The sequence below is a fragment of the Cetobacterium sp. ZWU0022 genome, assembly GCF_000800875.1.
Classification (GTDB): domain Bacteria; phylum Fusobacteriota; class Fusobacteriia; order Fusobacteriales; family Fusobacteriaceae; genus Cetobacterium_A.
Genome location: NZ_JRJZ01000129.1, coordinates 1 through 16741, shown reverse-complemented (window position 1 = coordinate 16741; position 16741 = coordinate 1). Strand labels below are relative to the sequence as shown.

Sequence of the window (16741 nt, the reverse complement as noted above, 5' to 3'; positions counted from 1 at the left end):
AAATCTTTATCCCTTTTTAAGGAATTGGACCTATTTTTCATCTTTAGTTAACAGATTCTACTCTGTTTTAGCTAAAGTAAATGCTGATAACGATAAAAAAGTTAATAATAAAGTTTTTGACATTTTTGTCCTCCCGATTTTTTTAGTATCTACCCCAAAAGAAAAGGCATACCAAAAAATGGTATGCCTTTGAGAACTTAATTAAAATCTTAATAAGCGTATTGTTATGGCAGCGTCACAATACTTAATTCACAGGATCACAAGATCATAGCCCTCGGCCTTAGGCTCCCTTTGTGGAAGTGAACTAACCTCTCTTCTATTGTTAGCAGGAGTATACTATAAAAAGAATTTTTCTGCAACCATTTTTTTGAATTTTTTTATTTTTTAAAGGATAATTTGAAAATATAGTGTAATATTATTCATAGCAACTTTATTGAAAATATTAGGAGGAAAATATGAAAATAACTATAATTTTAGATTTTATATGCCCATATTGTTTTGTAGGAGAAAAGATTCTTGAAAAAGCACTTAAAGAAAAAAATATTACTCCTGAATTTAAATTTTTACCGTATGAACTTTCTCCAGAACCAAAACCACAAGCTGTTGTGAACGAGGCTGGAAAAATATATTTTCAGAAAAATATTGTCGAGTGGGCAGAGTCTGAAAATATTTTAATTAATTTCCCAACTGTAAATCCTAAACCTCGAACAGCTCTAGCTTTCGAAGGTTTATACACTGCTGAAAAATATAATAAAGGAATTGAGTATATCCGTGAAGTTTTAGATGCATATTGGCTTCATAATAGAGATATTGGAAATATTAATGTGCTAACAGATGTTGCTAAAAATTTAGGTATTCCTGAAAACGAGTTTTCTGAATCATTAAGCTCTGGAGAATTTAAAGAGCAACACTATAAATTAAATTTAGAGGTTTCAGATTATGATTTTGATGTAGTTCCTACATTTTATATAGATAAGGTTCAACTAAAAAATTTCCCTAGAAGAATTGAAAAGTGGTTAGAAATTTTAAATTAATTAAGATAAGAAAAAATGAGAGGGTTTCCTCTCATTTTTTTATTAATACATTCTATATCCCATAGATGTCAATTTTTCTTTTACTTTTTCTTGATGCTCTTTATCAAAGCACTCTAAAACAAAACTTGCCTCTTGAGAAGTAATTCCTAAGTTTGGACTATACATTGTTTGATTAACACTTAAAATATTTGCGTTCATTTCACAAATTGCAGCAACTACTTTAGCCATCTCTCCCACTTTATCAGATAATTCTACTGAGAACGCAAATCTTCTTCCTTCTAGAATTAATGCTTTATTCAATACTCTTTCAACTAGATTAATATCTATATTTCCACCTGATATAACTGCACAAACTTTTTTATTTTCAACCTTTATTTTTCCTGCTAAAATTGCAGCTACTGTTGTAGCTCCTGCACCTTCAGCAACAACTTTACTTTTTTCCATAAGGAATAAAATTGCCTTAGCTATTTCATCTTCTGTTACCGTTACAATTTCATCAACGCACTCTTGAACCACTTTAAATGGCTCACATCCTGCTTTTCTAACTGCTATTCCATCAGCTATTGTTGGTTTTGTTGTAATCTCACATACCTCTTTCATAGCTACAGCTTCCATCATTGATGCTGCATTTGCAGCTTCTATTCCTATAACTTTTGCTTCTGGTCTTAATGATTTTATAGCTTTAGCTATTCCACCAATAATTCCTCCTCCACCGATTGGTACTAAAACAACATCTACATCTGGAATATCCTCTAATATTTCTAAACCTATTGTTCCTTGCCCTGCCATTACAAATTTATCATCAAAAGGGTGTAAAAAAGTGGCACCTGTTTCTTTTTGAATCTCACAAGCTTTTCTATAAGCATCATCATAAACTTCACCTTCTAAAACTACTTCAGCTCCATAAGATTTAGTCGCTGCAATTTTTGCTAAAGGTGCTGTTGCCGGCATAACTATTGTTGCTTTTATTCCTTGTGCCGCTGCTCCTAGTGCAACTCCTTGTGCATGATTTCCTGCCGATGAAGCTATTACTCCAGCAGCTCTTTCTTCAGCTGAAAGGCTAGCTATTTTATTTAAGGCTCCTCTTAATTTAAAAGATCCTGTTTTTTGTAAATTTTCTAATTTAAAGAATACAGAATTCCCTGTTAAATCCTTTAATGTCGGACACTCTACTACAGGTGTTCTTTTTAATGAATCCTTTATAGTTTCATTAGCTTTTAATATATCTTCTAAGGTAAAATTGCAATCCACGGTTTAACCCCTCCAAAAATTCATTATTATACAACTTTTAATAAGTTTATTATATATTTTTAGGACAAGTTTTTCAAGCTTTTTTTTAGTTTTTTTGATTTTTAGTGATCTTATATATTGTAAACAGTAACATTCCCGCACTAATAAACTGAATTGGTGACAACATCTTTTTATTAAATATATAATCAAAAACTATTGACGAAACAGGAAAACATAACTCACACATTGTTGCTATATTTGCTCTTATGTGTCTAAGCCCTAAGTAGTATAGCAATACTGCTCCACTACCTGTTGTTAAACCAATAATCACAAATATCAGCCATTGGTCTGGAGTTGTTTTCAAGAACCATCCCATATTTCCGTTAAATAGTACTATCAATCCTGTAATTATTGATGTAAAAAGATATCTTGTATATAAAGCCGTTCTAAATGACGAGTTTGCCAATATCTTTTTTCCAAATACTGTTGAACTTCCAAAAGAAAATGCAGCTAACATAGCATACAAACTTGCTACTCCAACTTTATCCCCGGCTTCAAAGTGAGGAAGCGTAAATTGGAAAGTTAGGAAGTATCCACTTATTAGTGCCGCTAAAGCCCAGAATATAAAATTCTTCCCTACTTTTTCTCCTAATAAAATTCTTGCTAAAATAATTGCAAATACCGGCTGTAATTTTTGTAGCAATGTTACTACTGTTAAATGATTAAAGTTTACTAAAAATAGAGCTTTTACTATTGATAACGTACCTAAAGCTCCTCCAAATAGTGCTATTAAGAAATAGAAAAACAGATCCTCTTTTCCTAATTTCTTTATATTCGCTATCTCCGTTTTTCCGAACAATAAACTCATTCCTAATAATGGAAGTAGATGCAGTACAAATACCACATAAGCTACATCCAGTTTAAATAATCTGGGTGTTAAAACTATACCATCAAATCCCCACATAGTTGCAGCTAAACAAACTAATCCTGCACCTAAATATTGTTTTTTTATGTTAAACACTTTGCCCTCCTAGAAAAATAAAGTTGTTTGATTTGTTTCACTTAAAGCTTCTATACAATTCAACTCTTTTAATTTATCTACTGTTGTTTGAGATGTTTTTGTTCTTCTCTTCAAATCTTCATAAGAGATGAATCTTCCCAACTCTCTTTCTCTAATAATATTCTCCATAACAGAAGCACCTAGTCCATTTAAAGCCATCAACGGAACTCTTATTTTACCATCTTCTATTGTGAATCTATATCCATGCGATTTATATACATCTAGATTTAAAAATTCAAATCCTCTTGCGTGCATCTCTACTATTATTTCACACACTGCTAGTTGAGCCTTTTTCTTTACATCCAATTTAGGCTCTTTATTTAACTCTTGTATTCTTTCTCTTACACTCGCTAAATCTTTCATCAACTCAAAGTCAAAGTCCTCTACTTTTCTACTTAAATATGCCGCATAAAATGCTAAAGGATAATGAACTTTGAAATATGCTATTCTCATTGCCATCATAACATAAGCAACCGCATGTCCTTTAGGGAACATATACTTTATTCTTCTACAAGATTCTATATACCATTCAGGAACTCCATGCTCTTTCATTAAATCAGAATACTCTTTCCATTGATTTACATTTTTACTTGGCTGTCCTTTTCTTACAAATTCCATTATCTTAAATGCCGTACCTTTTTCAAGCCCCTGATCTATTAAGAAGTTCATAATATCGTCTCTAACTGATATAATCTGTGAAAGTGTTGCCTTTCCTTCTCTTACAAATTCTTGGGCGTTATTTAGCCATACATCTGTTCCGTGTGAAAGACCCGATATTCTTACAAGTTCTGCAAATGTTGTTGGCATTGTATCTACAAGCATCTGTCTTACAAATCCTGTTCCAAACTCTGGAACACCATAAGTTCCAACAACTGATCCAATCTCTTCTTTGGTTACACCTAATGATTCCGTTCCAGAGAAAATCTTTATAGTTTCTGGATCCGCTAAAGGAATATCATAAACATTTACTCCAGTATATTCTTGAAGCATTTTTATTGTTGTAGGATCATCATGCCCAAGTATATCTAATTTTACTAGCTGCTCATCCATTACATGATAATCATAATGTGTTGTTGTAGAGTCACTCGATTGATCGTTTGCAGGTCTTTGAACTGGACAAAACTCATATATAGAATTCCCTTGAGGTACAACTATCATACCACCTGGATGCTGCCCTGTTGTTTTCTTTGCACCTTCACACTTTTGAGCCATTCTCATAACTTCAGCTCTACCTGAAATGATACTGTGATCTTCAAAGAATTTTCTAACATATCCTTCAGCATTTTTCTCTGCTAAAGTTGATATTGTTCCTGCTTTAAATACATTACTTTTTCCAAATAACTCTTCACAATATCTATGAATTTCAGATTGATACTCTCCTGAGAAGTTAAGATCTATATCTGGAACTTTATCTCCATCAAACCCCATGAAAACTTCAAACGGAATTGAATGTCCATCCTTTTTTAATCTTTGACCACACTTTGGACAATCTTTATCTGGTAAATCGACTCCAGCTCCTTCTCTTTCAATAAACTCTGAATGTTTACACTCAGGATTTGTACATAAATAATGTGGATATAATGCATTAACCTCTGTTATTTCCATCATATATGCGACTATCGAAGACCCAACTGAACCTCTCGAACCAACTAGATACCCATTGTCTAAAGATTTTTTTACTAACTTTTGTGCTGATAAATATAGTACTGAGAATCCGTTTCCTATGATTGCTTTTAACTCTCTTTCAATTCTTGCCTCAACATTTTCAGGTAAAGGATTTCCATAAAGTTCGTAAGCTTTAGTATAGGTCATGTCTCTTACAATATTTTCAGCGTTATCTATTTTAGGCGGATAGAATCCACTTGGAATTGGTTGAACCTTATCAATTTTATTATTGATATCATTTGTTGCGTCAATAACAATCTCTCTTGCGATATCATCACCTAAGTAACTAAATTCTTCTAAAAGTTCACCCGTCGTTCTAAAGTAGAATCCATTATCAACTCTATATTGATTTTCCCTAAATACACTTCCACTTCCATAAAGAAGAATAGATCTTATTTTATGATCCTCTTTCTCTAGATAGTGTACGTTTGAGGAAGCAGTTACTATTTTTCCATTTTCTTTAGCTAAATCATACATATACCTATTCATTTTTTCTACATCTTTAAACGAAGCTATAGCCCCTGTATCATCACTATCTAAAAATTCTGAAAATGTAACTCTTGGTTGTAATTCAACATAATCGTAAAACTGTAAACATTTTTTTACTTTTTCCAAATCATTTCTAAAGTACGCTTCTGAAAGTTCACCATTATTTGCAAAATGAACTGATGTCGGTGCTCCTAGTATAAGTCCCTCTCTATTTTCACTTAATACAGTTTTTAAAATTCTCGGTTTTTTATTTCCAAAGTAATCAATATGAGCTTCTGAAATTAATTTATAAAGATTTTTCAATCCAACTAAATCTTTTACTAAAACCATTACATTTCTAATATCCTGCTTTCTAAAGTTTAGTGGGAAAGCTCCTGTCATATTCAGTTGATTTGTTACTCCAACCTCTAAATATCTCTCTAAGAATATTGCAAACATAGCTGCTGTAGCTTGAGAGTCATCAACAGCTCTGTGGTGATTCTCTAGTGCTACTTTTAAGAATTTTGTCATAGGTTTTAGTCCATATCCTTTTTGATTAGGATATAGATCTCTCGCCATTTGTAGTGTATCTATAACTGCTGGATTGTAATCTATATCTAGATACCTTTTTATATCTCTTTTCAAGAATCCCATATCGAAAGGTGCGTTATGAGCCACTAAAGTTGCATCTCCTAAAAACTCCATAAATTTAGGTAATACCTCTTCTATTGAAGGCATTCCTGCTACTAAAGCGTCATCTATTCCTGTTATTTCCTGAATTTTTTTTGGAATAGGTTTCCCCGGATTTATAAGCTGAGAATATCTATCTACAATTCTTCTACCTTGAAGTTTAACTGCTCCAATCTCTATTATTTCATTTTTATGTGAATTAAGACCTAAAGTCTCTAAGTCAAACACTACATATGTCTCTTCATCAATCAAAACATCTTTTGCATTTTGCACCATCGGTTGAGTATCATCAACCATATACATCTCACAACCAAAGATTATTTTTATATCTTTACCTTTTGCAGCTTTATACGCAAACGGGAAAGCATGAACAACACCATAATCAGTTATCGCAACAGCTTTATGCCCATAGTTTAACGCTCTTCCTACAATTCCTTTTACATCTTCTACTCCACACATTTCACTCATTTTAGTGTGTGTATGTAACTCTACCATTTTCTCTTCAGATAAATCTTGTTTTTTAGACTTCTCTTTTTCTAATTTATTTAAAATATTAACTAATATTATTTCCTCATTATTTTCAAAAGTATCTATCTGTTTTTTTCCACTAATTTTTACAAAATCTCCAACTTTAACATCAAAATCCTCTGGACTATTCAAGAAAATTTTTGCAGTTATTGAATCTTCACCATCAGTAATTCTTAATACTTGAAGAATCTTTCCAGTTCTTAACTCTCTTCCTTCAGTAGCAAACAGCTCACCTTCTACAACTGCAATTTCATTCTCTATAAGTTCTTTAAACTCTGATAATGGCATACTTGGACTTTTTATATCTTTCTTTTTACTGAATCCACCTCTTCCTGTTGGAACTGCCGATTTTATCTCAACTGGTGGAGCAGCAACTTTTGCAACTGTTTCTTTTTCCTCTTCTTTTTCACTTAACGTTATTATCTGATTCTCAATTTCACTCTCAATATTTTTTATCTCTGAGTTGAAATCTCCCGAAACAAAGTTAACTTTAAATCCTTTTATTCCATAGTTCTCTAAAAGTGTTTGCAACTTTACATCTAAATTTGAACTATAAAGTGTTTCTACTGCCATTTCATTTTTCAACTCTATATCAACATTATTTTCTCTTATAGAGACTCTATAAAGATATAAAAATGATTTTGAAATAGCATTTGTTTTTTTCAATTTTTCGATAACTCTCTCTACAATCTCTAAAAAACTCTCTTTGCTTATCTCCTTAGACATATACTCTATTTTAAAATCTATATCTAATTCACTTCCAAACTTCTTTTTTAAATTTTCATAAGCCTTATCTAATCCTTTTAAATCTTGCGGAGTAGAAACCACACATATAAGATCCATCTTTTTATTTCTCTCGCTGAACACTATCTCTGTGATTTCGATATTTTCAATCCCCATCTCTTTAAAAATATTTCTTTGAGGTCTTATTCTAATTTCTCTTCTCAATTAGTTTTCACCTAATAATCTATCTAAGATGATTGAAACCGCCGATCTAACTGATAGATGGTTATAGTCTGCCGCCCCTCTAATTGGTTCTAAAATGTAATCTGACATATTCATAACCTCATCAATCAATCCCCATCCTGTTCCGAATAGAATTAAATATGGTTGATCATCATTTATCATTTTCTCAGATAAATTTTTATAGCTTATTGAGTTTGGGAATGTTTTTGCTGATGTCGTTATTATTAAAGGTTTCTTTCCTTCTCTTGCTTCTATTTCAGCGATACTTCTCTCTATAGATTCATAAACTCTCGTTCTTCCAAAAGCTTCCTCTCTATCTCTGTTATATCCTGTTCCGAAACCATCTTGCCAGTAACCTATAATTCTTTCAGTTAATTGCTTTTGTGCATCTACAGATACTATTATATGATATTGATTAACATCATAAGTTCTACAAGTTCTTGATATATCGTGTATATCAAAGTTTGTTACTGATGTACATACTACGTCCCCTCTTTTATTGTATACAGGTGAGTGAACTAGTCCTAAATATATTGCTTTTCTCATTTTTTTACCTACCCTATTCTCTCTAATTTTTTATACATCTCTATTTTATCTAAGTAAACCTGATTTGCATATTGTAAATAGTCTACATTTTTATCAGAAAGTTTTTTGATAGCTTTAGCTGGAGATCCTACAATTAAATCCCCCTCCTCTGCTATCAACTTATCCGTTACTAAGCTTCCAGCTCCAACAATACAGTTTTTAGGAATCTTCGCTCCATTTAACAAAATTGATCCCATTCCAACAATAACATTATCACCTATTTCACAACCATGAATTACACAGTTATGACCTACTGTTACATTATCACCTATAACTACTGGGAACGGAGTATCTCCATGAACCGTAGTATTGTCTTGAATGTTTGAATTGTCTCCAACTGATATCTTACTCATATCAGCTCTTAAAACTGCTGAAAACCAGATGCTAACATTTTTTCCAGTTTCAACATCTCCAATTATTGTAGCATTTTCAACTATAAGATTATTCTCACCAATTTTTGGAACTAAATTTCCTAATTTATATATCATTTGCTCCACTTCCTTTTATCTCTTTTAAAAGTTTTTTTTCTAACTTTGAGAATTCACGGTCTTTCAATAACTCAGGTCTTCTTTCTAGAGTTCTTTTTAAACTTTGTTTTAATCTCCATTCATCTATATTTTTATGATGACCTGACATAAGAACATCTGGCACCTTTAATCCCTCATATTCAGCTGGTCTTGTATAGTGTGGATAATCTAAAAGTCCATTATAAAAAGAATCATTTTCATAAGACTCTTTTTTTATAACTCCAGGAATCAATCTTATTATTGAATCTGATATTACCATTGCAGGTAACTCTCCACCAGTCAAAACGAAATCTCCTAACGAAATCTCTAAATCAACTTTGCTATCAATAACTCTTTCATCTATTCCTTCGTAGTGACCTGCTATTATTGTTATCTCCTCTTCTTGAGCTAAATCACAAGCTAACTTCTGATTTAATCTAACTCCTTGAGGAGAAGTGTAAATTACCTTTCCACCATTTTGCTCTAAGGCTTTAAGTAGCGGTTCTGGTTTCATAACCATTCCAGCTCCTCCACCAAAAGGCATATCATCACACTGTCTTTGTTTTCCCTCAGCAAAGTCTCTTATATTAACTATATTAATCTCTACTTGCTCTTTTTCCACAGCTCTTTTAACTATACTATGCTCTTTAAACGAGTCAAAAAACTCTGGAAATAGTGTTAATATATTTATTTTCACAACTTTCTCCTTAGTCTTTCTTTTTTTCTCTCATACCATCAATTAACGAAACTAAAATCTCTCTCTTTTCAAAATCTATTTTTTTTATAAATACCTCTACATCAGGTATCATCGTTTCATATTCATCATCTTCAATAACATATATATCGTGAGCAGCTGTCTCATAAACATCTACAACTTCTCCAATATTTTCTCCATCTTCTGTTATAGCTTTCATTCCTAAAACATCATTCGCTAAAAACTCATCCTCTTCTATTCCTAAGATATCTCTTCTTACTTTTATAACTCCGTTTTGAATTGAATTTGCATCCGTTTTATTAGTTAACTCTTCAAATTCAAGAATCCATTTTTTATCTACCATATTTGATGCTTTTTTAACCGTTAATATTTTTACATCACCTGAAGGCAATTCAACCATAACTTTACTTCCGTTTAATGGTTCTAAATCATCCAAATTTGATGTAACTTTTATAGCTCCTTTTAAATGGTGAGTTCCTGAAACTCTTCCAACTGATAATAAATCCATTTTTAATTCTCCTTCAAAATTCTTTAATTAGTCTACAAATTCAACATTTACATTTAATTTATCTTTTACTCCAGCAGCTTGCATAACTCCTCTTATTGCATTTGCTGTAAGTCCATTTTTTCCTATAACTCTTCCCATTTCTCCCTGAGCTACACTAACTTTAAATGTTACTGTATCATCTATTAAATCATAACTTATTCTTATTCCCTCTTTTGTTTCAACTAACTCACCGATTATATAATTAATTAATTGCTCTAATTTTTCCACAATATTATCCTCCTGATTTTTTTATTCTTATAACTCTCCAGACCAAGGTCCTTCTGAAACTATTTCAGCTTTAACCCATTTTCTATTTAAATCTTCAACAATCATTCTTACATCCTCTTTAAAATCTGTTGTTGATACGATTGATAAATCTCCTGCGTCAGCATTTTTAGTTCTTACTACTCCAACACCTTCGTAAGCTTCCATTATTTTATTGATAAAATCAATATCCTCACGTTTCGTTTTTATTTTAAATTCATAACTATCCATTCTTACTCCTTTTTAAGCTAAAAGGAGGCTTTCAAAAATTAGGTACCCCCTCTTTTATCAACGCCTCACTTATTAAAAGTTTTATTCTGCTTCAAATACCTCAGCTAAGTCTATAAACTGCTCTATTGTTAAATTTTCTGCTCTCTCTGTTTCAGGAATATCTAATTTAGCTAACTTTTCTCTTATGGCATCTTTCGAATATCCTAAAGTAGATAAGTTATTTATGATATTTTTTCTTTTATTAGAGAATGCTGCTTTAACATATTTAAAGAACAATTCTTCAGAGATTCTACTTTCATACCTTGCGTCTTTATAGAACTTTATCGACATAAAAGCTGAATCTACTTTAGGTGGTGGTGTAAAGAATGCTTTGGGAATTGTAAATAGATATTCTGCTTCACCGTAATATTCTACGGCTAAAGTTAAAACACTTCTCTCTTTTCCTGATTTTGAGCAAACTCTTTCTGCCACTTCCTTTTGTACCATTATGAACATTTCACTAATTCTGTCTCTATGCTCAATTATTTTATTTATAATAGGTGAAGTTATATAGTATGGAATATTCGCTACAACTCTTCCCTTCTCTATTACTTCTTTTAAATCTACCGTTAAAACGTCTTGCATTATTAGATTAAATTTTGGATTTGATGAATACTTTTTTGTTAAGATTTTTTCTAAATCTGTATCAATCTCTATACAAGTTACCTTTTCAGCTCTTTCTAAAAGTAAAGCTGTTAAAGCTCCCTCTCCAGGTCCAATCTCAATTATATGCTCATCTTTTTCAACATTTGAAACTTCCATTATTTTATTCAAAACATCGTTTTGATCTGTTAAGAAGTTTTGTCCAAATTTTTTCTTATGTTTAAAGGACATCTTACCTCCTTTTATTTCTATTATTATTTTCTAACTACTTTTCCGATATAAGGAAGGTTTCTATATAATTCATCATAATCTAGTCCATATCCTACTACGAACTCATCTGGAATTTCAAACCCGATGTATTCTCCAACCATTTCAACTTTTCTTCTGCTTGGCTTATCTAATAAAGAACAAACCTTTAAGCTATTTGGTTGTTTTGACATTAAAAACTTTTTAACAGATTCTAGAGTTAATCCTGTATCAATTATATCCTCTATTATTAGAACATCTTTTCCTGTTAAGTCTGCATCAACATCTTTTAAAATCTTTACTACACCTGTGCTATCAGTTCCTCCATGGTAACTAGAGACTTTCATGAAATCCATAGCTAAATCCATCTCAACATTTTTCAGTAAATCTGCCATGAACATGATTGACCCCTTCAGTAAACCTACGCAAATAAGATCTTTACCTTTGTAATCTCTCTCAATCTCTTTTGCAACCTCTCTTACTCTTGCTTGTAAATCTCCTTCAGAAATCATTTTCTCTATTGTGTAATCCATTTTTCCCTCCTAAATTTCAAATAATAGTTTACAAAATATTCTATCATTTAAGCTACTATTTATCAAGTAATTATTGATATTTTAGTGCCACTATGATATTATTTTATAAGTATTTAAAGTATTTTATTATTTAATTTCACAGTACCAATTTAGGAGGAAAAATGAAAAAATATTTAGCATATCTGCTATCTTTTATACTTGTTATTTTTATTTGTTTTTTTAGTTTTAACATATTTTTGAAGATATCTTTCAATAAAAGTTTCTATTCATTACCAAATTTAACTGGAATGAATTTAGATCAGATTAAAAAAATTGACTCTATTGATAAAGTAAATGTTATTATTGCTGGAAGCGACTTTTCTGACCTTCCTACTGGAACTGTTTTCAGACAAAATCCTTCTCCTGAAAAAACTGTGAAAGAGGGGAGAACTGTTAGAGTTTGGTTAAGTAAAGGAAAGGACGATTATATTATGCCTGACTTTACTAATAAAAACTTAATTGAGGTTTCTGCAAAATTACAAGAAGAGGGTGTGAGAATTAAAAAAGTTTCTTATACATCTTCAAATTTACCATATAATACAGTTTTAGCTACAACACCTTCTTTAGGACAGAGTACTCAAAAAAATAAAGGAATTTCACTTCTTTTAAGTAACTCTAACTCTGTAGCTTCTGTAGAGGTTCCAGATACAATAGGTTTCACATTTGATGAAGCAACTAATGAATTAATTTCAAAAGGCCTTATTATTGGAACTGTTCAAGAAAAAGTAATTCCTGACTTAGAGAAAGGAATTGTTATCGAAACAACAAATATTGGAGAAACTGTCCCTGTTGGAAGTATTATTGATATTGTTGTTAGCTATTAATTTAAGGAGTGTGAATTATTATCGAAGGTATTGTTATTAATAAAATTCAAGGATTCTATAACATTGAAAGCGATGGAAAAGAATATCTTTGTAAATTAAGAGGTATTTTAAAAAGATCTGACAAAAGAGAGAACTGTACTGTTGGAGACTACGTTGTCTTTGACGCAGATGGTTTTATAACTGAAGTAAAACCTAGAAAAAATCTTCTAAGAAGACCTTTAGTTGCTAATATTGATTTCGGAGTTATACAATTCGCGGCTAAAGACCCTGCTATAGATTATGAAAAAATCAATATTCTTATTCTAAATAGTCTATACAATAAAATAAACCCAGTTTTAATCATCAATAAAGTTGATTTATTATCTGAAGATGAACTTAAAGAGATAAAAGTAAATTTAGAGTATCTTGATAAAATCGAGATTCCTGTTTTCTACATCTCAACTTATGAAAATATTGGTATCGAAGAACTTAAAGAGTTTTTAAAAGACAATGTTACTGCTTTTGGTGGTCCTTCAGGTGTAGGTAAGTCTAGTATTTTAAACCTTCTACAAGACTCCAAAGAATTAAAAACTGGAGAAACTAGTAAAAGATTAAGAGCTGGAAAGCATACAACTAGAGACAGCAAACTTCTTACTCTTCCTAGCGGTGGTTTTGTTATTGATACTCCTGGATTTTCATCTGTTGATCTTCCACCAACTGAGGATGCACAAGAACTAATTACTCTTTTCCCTGAATTCAATTTAGGAGAAGGTTGTAAATTTAATAACTGTGTTCATATCAACGAACCTCAATGTGGAGTTAAAAAAGCTGTCGAAAATGGAGTGATTCCAAAGGAAAGGTATGAGTTCTTTAAACGTTGTTATGATAAATCTAAAAATGAGATTTGGAATAAATATAAATAATTATTAAAAAATGTATTTAACACTATAAGGGAGTGAATTTAATGATACAAAAAGAGATTAAAATAGCGCCATCTATACTTTCAGCTGATTTCAGCCAACTTGGTAATGAGGTTATAGCTATTGATGCAGCTGGAGCAGATTATGTACATATAGATGTTATGGACGGAATGTTTGTTCCTAATATTACTTTTGGTGCACCTGTTGTAAAGTCAATCAGAAATAAAACTAAATTAGTTTTTGACGTACATCTTATGATTGAATCACCTGAAAGATATATCGAAGATTTTGTTAAAGCTGGAGCTGATATCATTGTTGTTCATGCTGAAGCTACTAAGCATCTACACAGAACAATACAACTTATAAAGTCTTTCGGAGTTAAAGCTGGTGTATCTTTAAACCCTGCTACTCCTGTTGAAGCCATTAAATATGTTATTGATGAGTTGGATATGGTTTTAGTTATGTCTGTTAATCCTGGTTTTGGAGGACAAAAATTTATTGAAAGTTCAGTTAAAAAAATTGCTGAAGTTCGTCAATTAAATAAAACTGTTGATATTCAAGTTGATGGTGGAATCACTGACGAAACAATCGGAAGATGTATCGATGCTGGTGCAAATGTTTTTGTAGCTGGATCATATGTTTTCTCAGGAGATTACAAAGAGAGAATAAAGTCTTTAAAGGAGAGATAATTATGAATAATATAAATAAAGTAAATGATGTTTTAGAAAATTTCTATAAACTATTCTATGAAACTGAGGATTTAGCATTAAAAAGAGGAATCAAATGTATAACTCATACAGAGTTACATATAATAGAAGCTATCGGAAAAGAATCTTTAAGTATGAACGAGTTATCTGACAGACTTGGAATAACTATGGGTACAGCTACTGTTGCGATAACTAAATTGAGAGAAAAAGGATTTATTGATAGAGTTCGTTCTGATGCAGATAGAAGAAAGGTATACGTTTCTCTTTCTAAAAAAGGAATTGAAGCTTTAAACTACCATAACAACTACCACAAGAATATTATTTCTACTATCACAGAAAATATTCCTACTGATGACTTAAATCACTTTACTGAAACTTTTGAATTAATTCTAAAAAATTTAAAAGATAAAACTGAGTTTTTCAAACCTCACTCTGTTACAGAATTTGCTATAGGATCTCTTGTTTCTATTACTGAGGTTAAAGGAACTCCTATTATCCAAGACTATTTCGCAAACAACGGAATTGAACACTATTCGGCTGTAAAGATTATAGAATCAGAAGATAAAGATAAAGTAGCTCTTGAAAAAGAAGATGGTTCTGTACTTAAAGTAAATCTTTTAGATGCAAAAAACCTGATTGCTATTAAGGTTGAAGAGTAATGTTATACCTTGATGGTATCTCTTTAAATAAAATCAAAGATGAATTAGAATCATCTTTAAAGGGTAAAAGTGTTAATAAAATAGTTCAGACGAGTTCTTTAGCTGTAACTATTAACTTCGGGAAACTAAAATTTGTTCTTTCTTGTTTCCCAGCCCTTTCTCTTTGCTACTTATCAAATACAAAAGAGGAAAATCTATTAGAAGAGAACAGTTCTTTTTCTTTAAACTTAAAAAAGCATCTAGTTGGATCAACACTACTGTCTATTAAACAGATTGACTTTGACAGAATTTTAGTTTTTACATTTTCAAAATTAAACGAACTTGGAGAAATCAAAGTTTACAATCTATATTTTGAAATGATGGGAAAACATTCAAATCTTATACTAACAGATAGAGAAAATAAAGTCTTAGATTCTATAAAACGTTTTTCAATAGAAGAAAACCCAAGCAGAATTCTCTTTCCAGGAATCGAGTATACTACTCCATCTCTAGAGAAAAAAATGAATCCTGATACTATTACAAAAGAGTTTTTTGATTCTGAAAAAGAATCTAAAACTTTATTAAAAAATGTAGAAGGTCTTGGAAAGTCTCTTGCAAATTCACTAGATTCTTTTGAAAAATTAAAAGAAATTTTAAACGATAAAATATCTCCTAAAATATTTTTTAATGAACATGATGAAATTCTTTTGGCTACAGTTCTAAATATAGAACCCAAAGAATATGCTTCTGTAAAAACTTATGAGAGCTTTAATGACTTAATAAATTTCTATTTAGAAAATAAAAATCTATCTAATACTTTTAAAATATTAAAAGATAAACTAACTGCGTGTGTAAAAAAAGAAATAAAAAAATCTGAAAAAATTATTATCTCAATCAAAAAAGATTTAGAAGATAAAAAAGATTTTGATAGATATAGAGAGCTCGGGGATATTTTAGCCGCTTCTCTTTACACTTTAAAAAAAGGAATGACCGAGGTTGAGCTCTACGATTTCTACAACGATAAGATGTGCAAAATACCTTTAGACCCTTTAGTAACTCCACAAGTTAATCTTGAAAAAATTTATAAAAAATATAATAAATTAAAAAAAGGAATGGAGTTCAATGGAAAAAGATTTATTGAAATTTCTGAAAATTTAAAATATTTTTTAAGTGTAGAAACGTTTATTGAAAATAGTGATTCCAAAGAAAATCTAAAACTTATTGAAGAGGAACTTTTAAACGAGGGCTACTTGAAACTTTCATCTAAAATAAAAAGTAAAAAAGCTCCAAAAAAAATAGTCACTAAAGCTTTTAACTTTGGAGAGATTACAATCGATAATATTTTAGTTAGATACGGAAGAAATAATCTTGAAAATGATGCCCTAACAACTAAGTATTCTAATAGAGAAGATATCTGGTTCCATTGTAAAGATATGCCTGGAACTCACGCTGTTATTAATCATTCTGAGATTTTAACTGAAGAAACTATATATAATATTGCTGTCTTCTGTGGTCAACAATCTAAACTTCCGAAAGGAACTAAATTAACTGTTGACTATACTCCAATCAAATATTTAAACAAACCTAAAGGTGCTAAACCTGGATTTGTAACATACAAGGTATTTAAATCTATTATCGTAACAATATAAGCACGAATCAAAATTATGAATCTGTTAACTAAAGATGAAAAATAGGTCCAGTTCTTTGAAAAGGGATAAAGATAT

General features: G+C 30.9%; 18 protein-coding genes. 7 read left to right on the top strand and 11 right to left on the bottom strand.

The annotated features are described in order from the left end of the window. A partial coding sequence (locus tag L988_RS13970; RefSeq protein WP_231549840.1) for a hypothetical protein occupies positions 1-193 on the top strand: 193 nt, incomplete at its 5' end. Between the two features lie 262 nt (positions 194-455). Further along, positions 456-1034: a DsbA family protein gene (locus tag L988_RS10420; protein WP_047384048.1), complete on the top strand. Its 579-nt coding sequence runs from the start codon at positions 456-458 to the stop codon at positions 1032-1034. A gap of 42 nt (positions 1035-1076) precedes the next feature. Here L988_RS10420 and ilvA read toward each other — a convergent pair whose 3' ends face one another. The 11 genes from ilvA to hpt all read right to left on the bottom strand — a co-directional run bounded on the left by ilvA (position 1077) and on the right by hpt (position 11910). Beyond that, the gene (gene ilvA / locus L988_RS10415; protein WP_047384046.1) at positions 1077-2285 is read right to left on the bottom strand and encodes a threonine ammonia-lyase; all 1209 of its coding nucleotides are present in this window, start codon (positions 2283-2285) and stop codon (positions 1077-1079) included. 85 nt (positions 2286-2370) lie between these two features. After that, a complete protein-coding gene (locus tag L988_RS10410) occupies positions 2371-3276 on the bottom strand; it encodes a DMT family transporter (RefSeq protein WP_047384050.1) in 906 nt (301 codons plus the stop codon). A gap of 18 nt (positions 3277-3294) precedes the next feature. Beyond that, positions 3295-7575: a PolC-type DNA polymerase III gene (locus L988_RS10405; protein ID WP_052191813.1), complete on the bottom strand. Its 4281-nt coding sequence runs from the start codon at positions 7573-7575 to the stop codon at positions 3295-3297. A gap of 48 nt (positions 7576-7623) precedes the next feature. After that, entirely contained in the window at positions 7624-8187 is a 564-nt protein-coding gene (locus tag L988_RS10400) for an RNA methyltransferase (protein WP_047384043.1), read from the bottom strand. Between the two features lie 8 nt (positions 8188-8195). Continuing rightward, complete coding sequence (locus tag L988_RS10395; protein WP_047384041.1) at positions 8196-8714, bottom strand: gamma carbonic anhydrase family protein; 519 nt, start codon at positions 8712-8714, stop codon at positions 8196-8198. Beyond that, positions 8704-9429 (bottom strand): tRNA (guanosine(37)-N1)-methyltransferase TrmD, encoded by a 726-nt coding sequence (trmD, locus tag L988_RS10390; RefSeq protein WP_047384039.1) that lies wholly within the window; start codon positions 9427-9429, stop codon positions 8704-8706. The genes L988_RS10395 and trmD overlap by 11 nt, the downstream gene beginning before the upstream one ends. A gap of 10 nt (positions 9430-9439) precedes the next feature. Beyond that, positions 9440-9955 carry a ribosome maturation factor RimM gene (gene rimM, locus L988_RS10385; protein WP_047384037.1) on the bottom strand — a complete coding sequence of 172 codons (516 nt, stop codon included), beginning with the start codon at positions 9953-9955 and terminating at the stop codon, positions 9440-9442. A 27-nt stretch (positions 9956-9982) separates the two neighbouring features. Beyond that, on the bottom strand, positions 9983-10222 hold the full coding sequence (locus L988_RS10380) for a KH domain-containing protein (protein ID WP_047384035.1): 240 nt from the start codon (positions 10220-10222) through the stop codon (positions 9983-9985). A 27-nt stretch (positions 10223-10249) separates the two neighbouring features. Further along, a complete protein-coding gene (locus L988_RS10375; protein WP_047384033.1) occupies positions 10250-10489 on the bottom strand; it encodes a DUF4911 domain-containing protein in 240 nt (79 codons plus the stop codon). Between the two features lie 81 nt (positions 10490-10570). Further along, a complete protein-coding gene (gene rsmA / locus L988_RS10370) occupies positions 10571-11362 on the bottom strand; it encodes a 16S rRNA (adenine(1518)-N(6)/adenine(1519)-N(6))-dimethyltransferase RsmA (RefSeq protein WP_047384032.1) in 792 nt (263 codons plus the stop codon). A gap of 23 nt (positions 11363-11385) precedes the next feature. Beyond that, a complete protein-coding gene (gene hpt, locus L988_RS10365; protein WP_047384030.1) occupies positions 11386-11910 on the bottom strand; it encodes a hypoxanthine phosphoribosyltransferase in 525 nt (174 codons plus the stop codon). A 161-nt stretch (positions 11911-12071) separates the two neighbouring features. On the opposite strand from hpt, the gene L988_RS10360 reads away from it, so the two are divergent. The 5 genes from L988_RS10360 to L988_RS10340 are packed head-to-tail and all read left to right on the top strand — an operon-like array spanning position 12072 to position 16666. After that, entirely contained in the window at positions 12072-12773 is a 702-nt protein-coding gene (locus L988_RS10360; protein WP_047384028.1) for a PASTA domain-containing protein, read from the top strand. Between the two features lie 35 nt (positions 12774-12808). Further along, complete coding sequence (gene rsgA, locus L988_RS13475; protein ID WP_081982695.1) at positions 12809-13675, top strand: ribosome small subunit-dependent GTPase A; 867 nt, start codon at positions 12809-12811, stop codon at positions 13673-13675. A gap of 44 nt (positions 13676-13719) precedes the next feature. After that, positions 13720-14361, top strand: coding sequence for a ribulose-phosphate 3-epimerase (gene rpe, locus L988_RS10350; RefSeq protein WP_197053965.1), 642 nt, complete (start codon positions 13720-13722; stop codon positions 14359-14361). Beyond that, positions 14361-15038, top strand: a complete 678-nt coding sequence (locus tag L988_RS10345) for a MarR family winged helix-turn-helix transcriptional regulator (RefSeq protein WP_197053964.1) — start codon at positions 14361-14363, stop codon at positions 15036-15038. The genes rpe and L988_RS10345 overlap by 1 nt, the downstream gene beginning before the upstream one ends. Next, entirely contained in the window at positions 15038-16666 is a 1629-nt protein-coding gene (locus L988_RS10340) for an NFACT family protein (protein ID WP_047384021.1), read from the top strand. The genes L988_RS10345 and L988_RS10340 overlap by 1 nt, the downstream gene beginning before the upstream one ends. Positions 16667-16741: the final 75 nt, after the last annotated feature.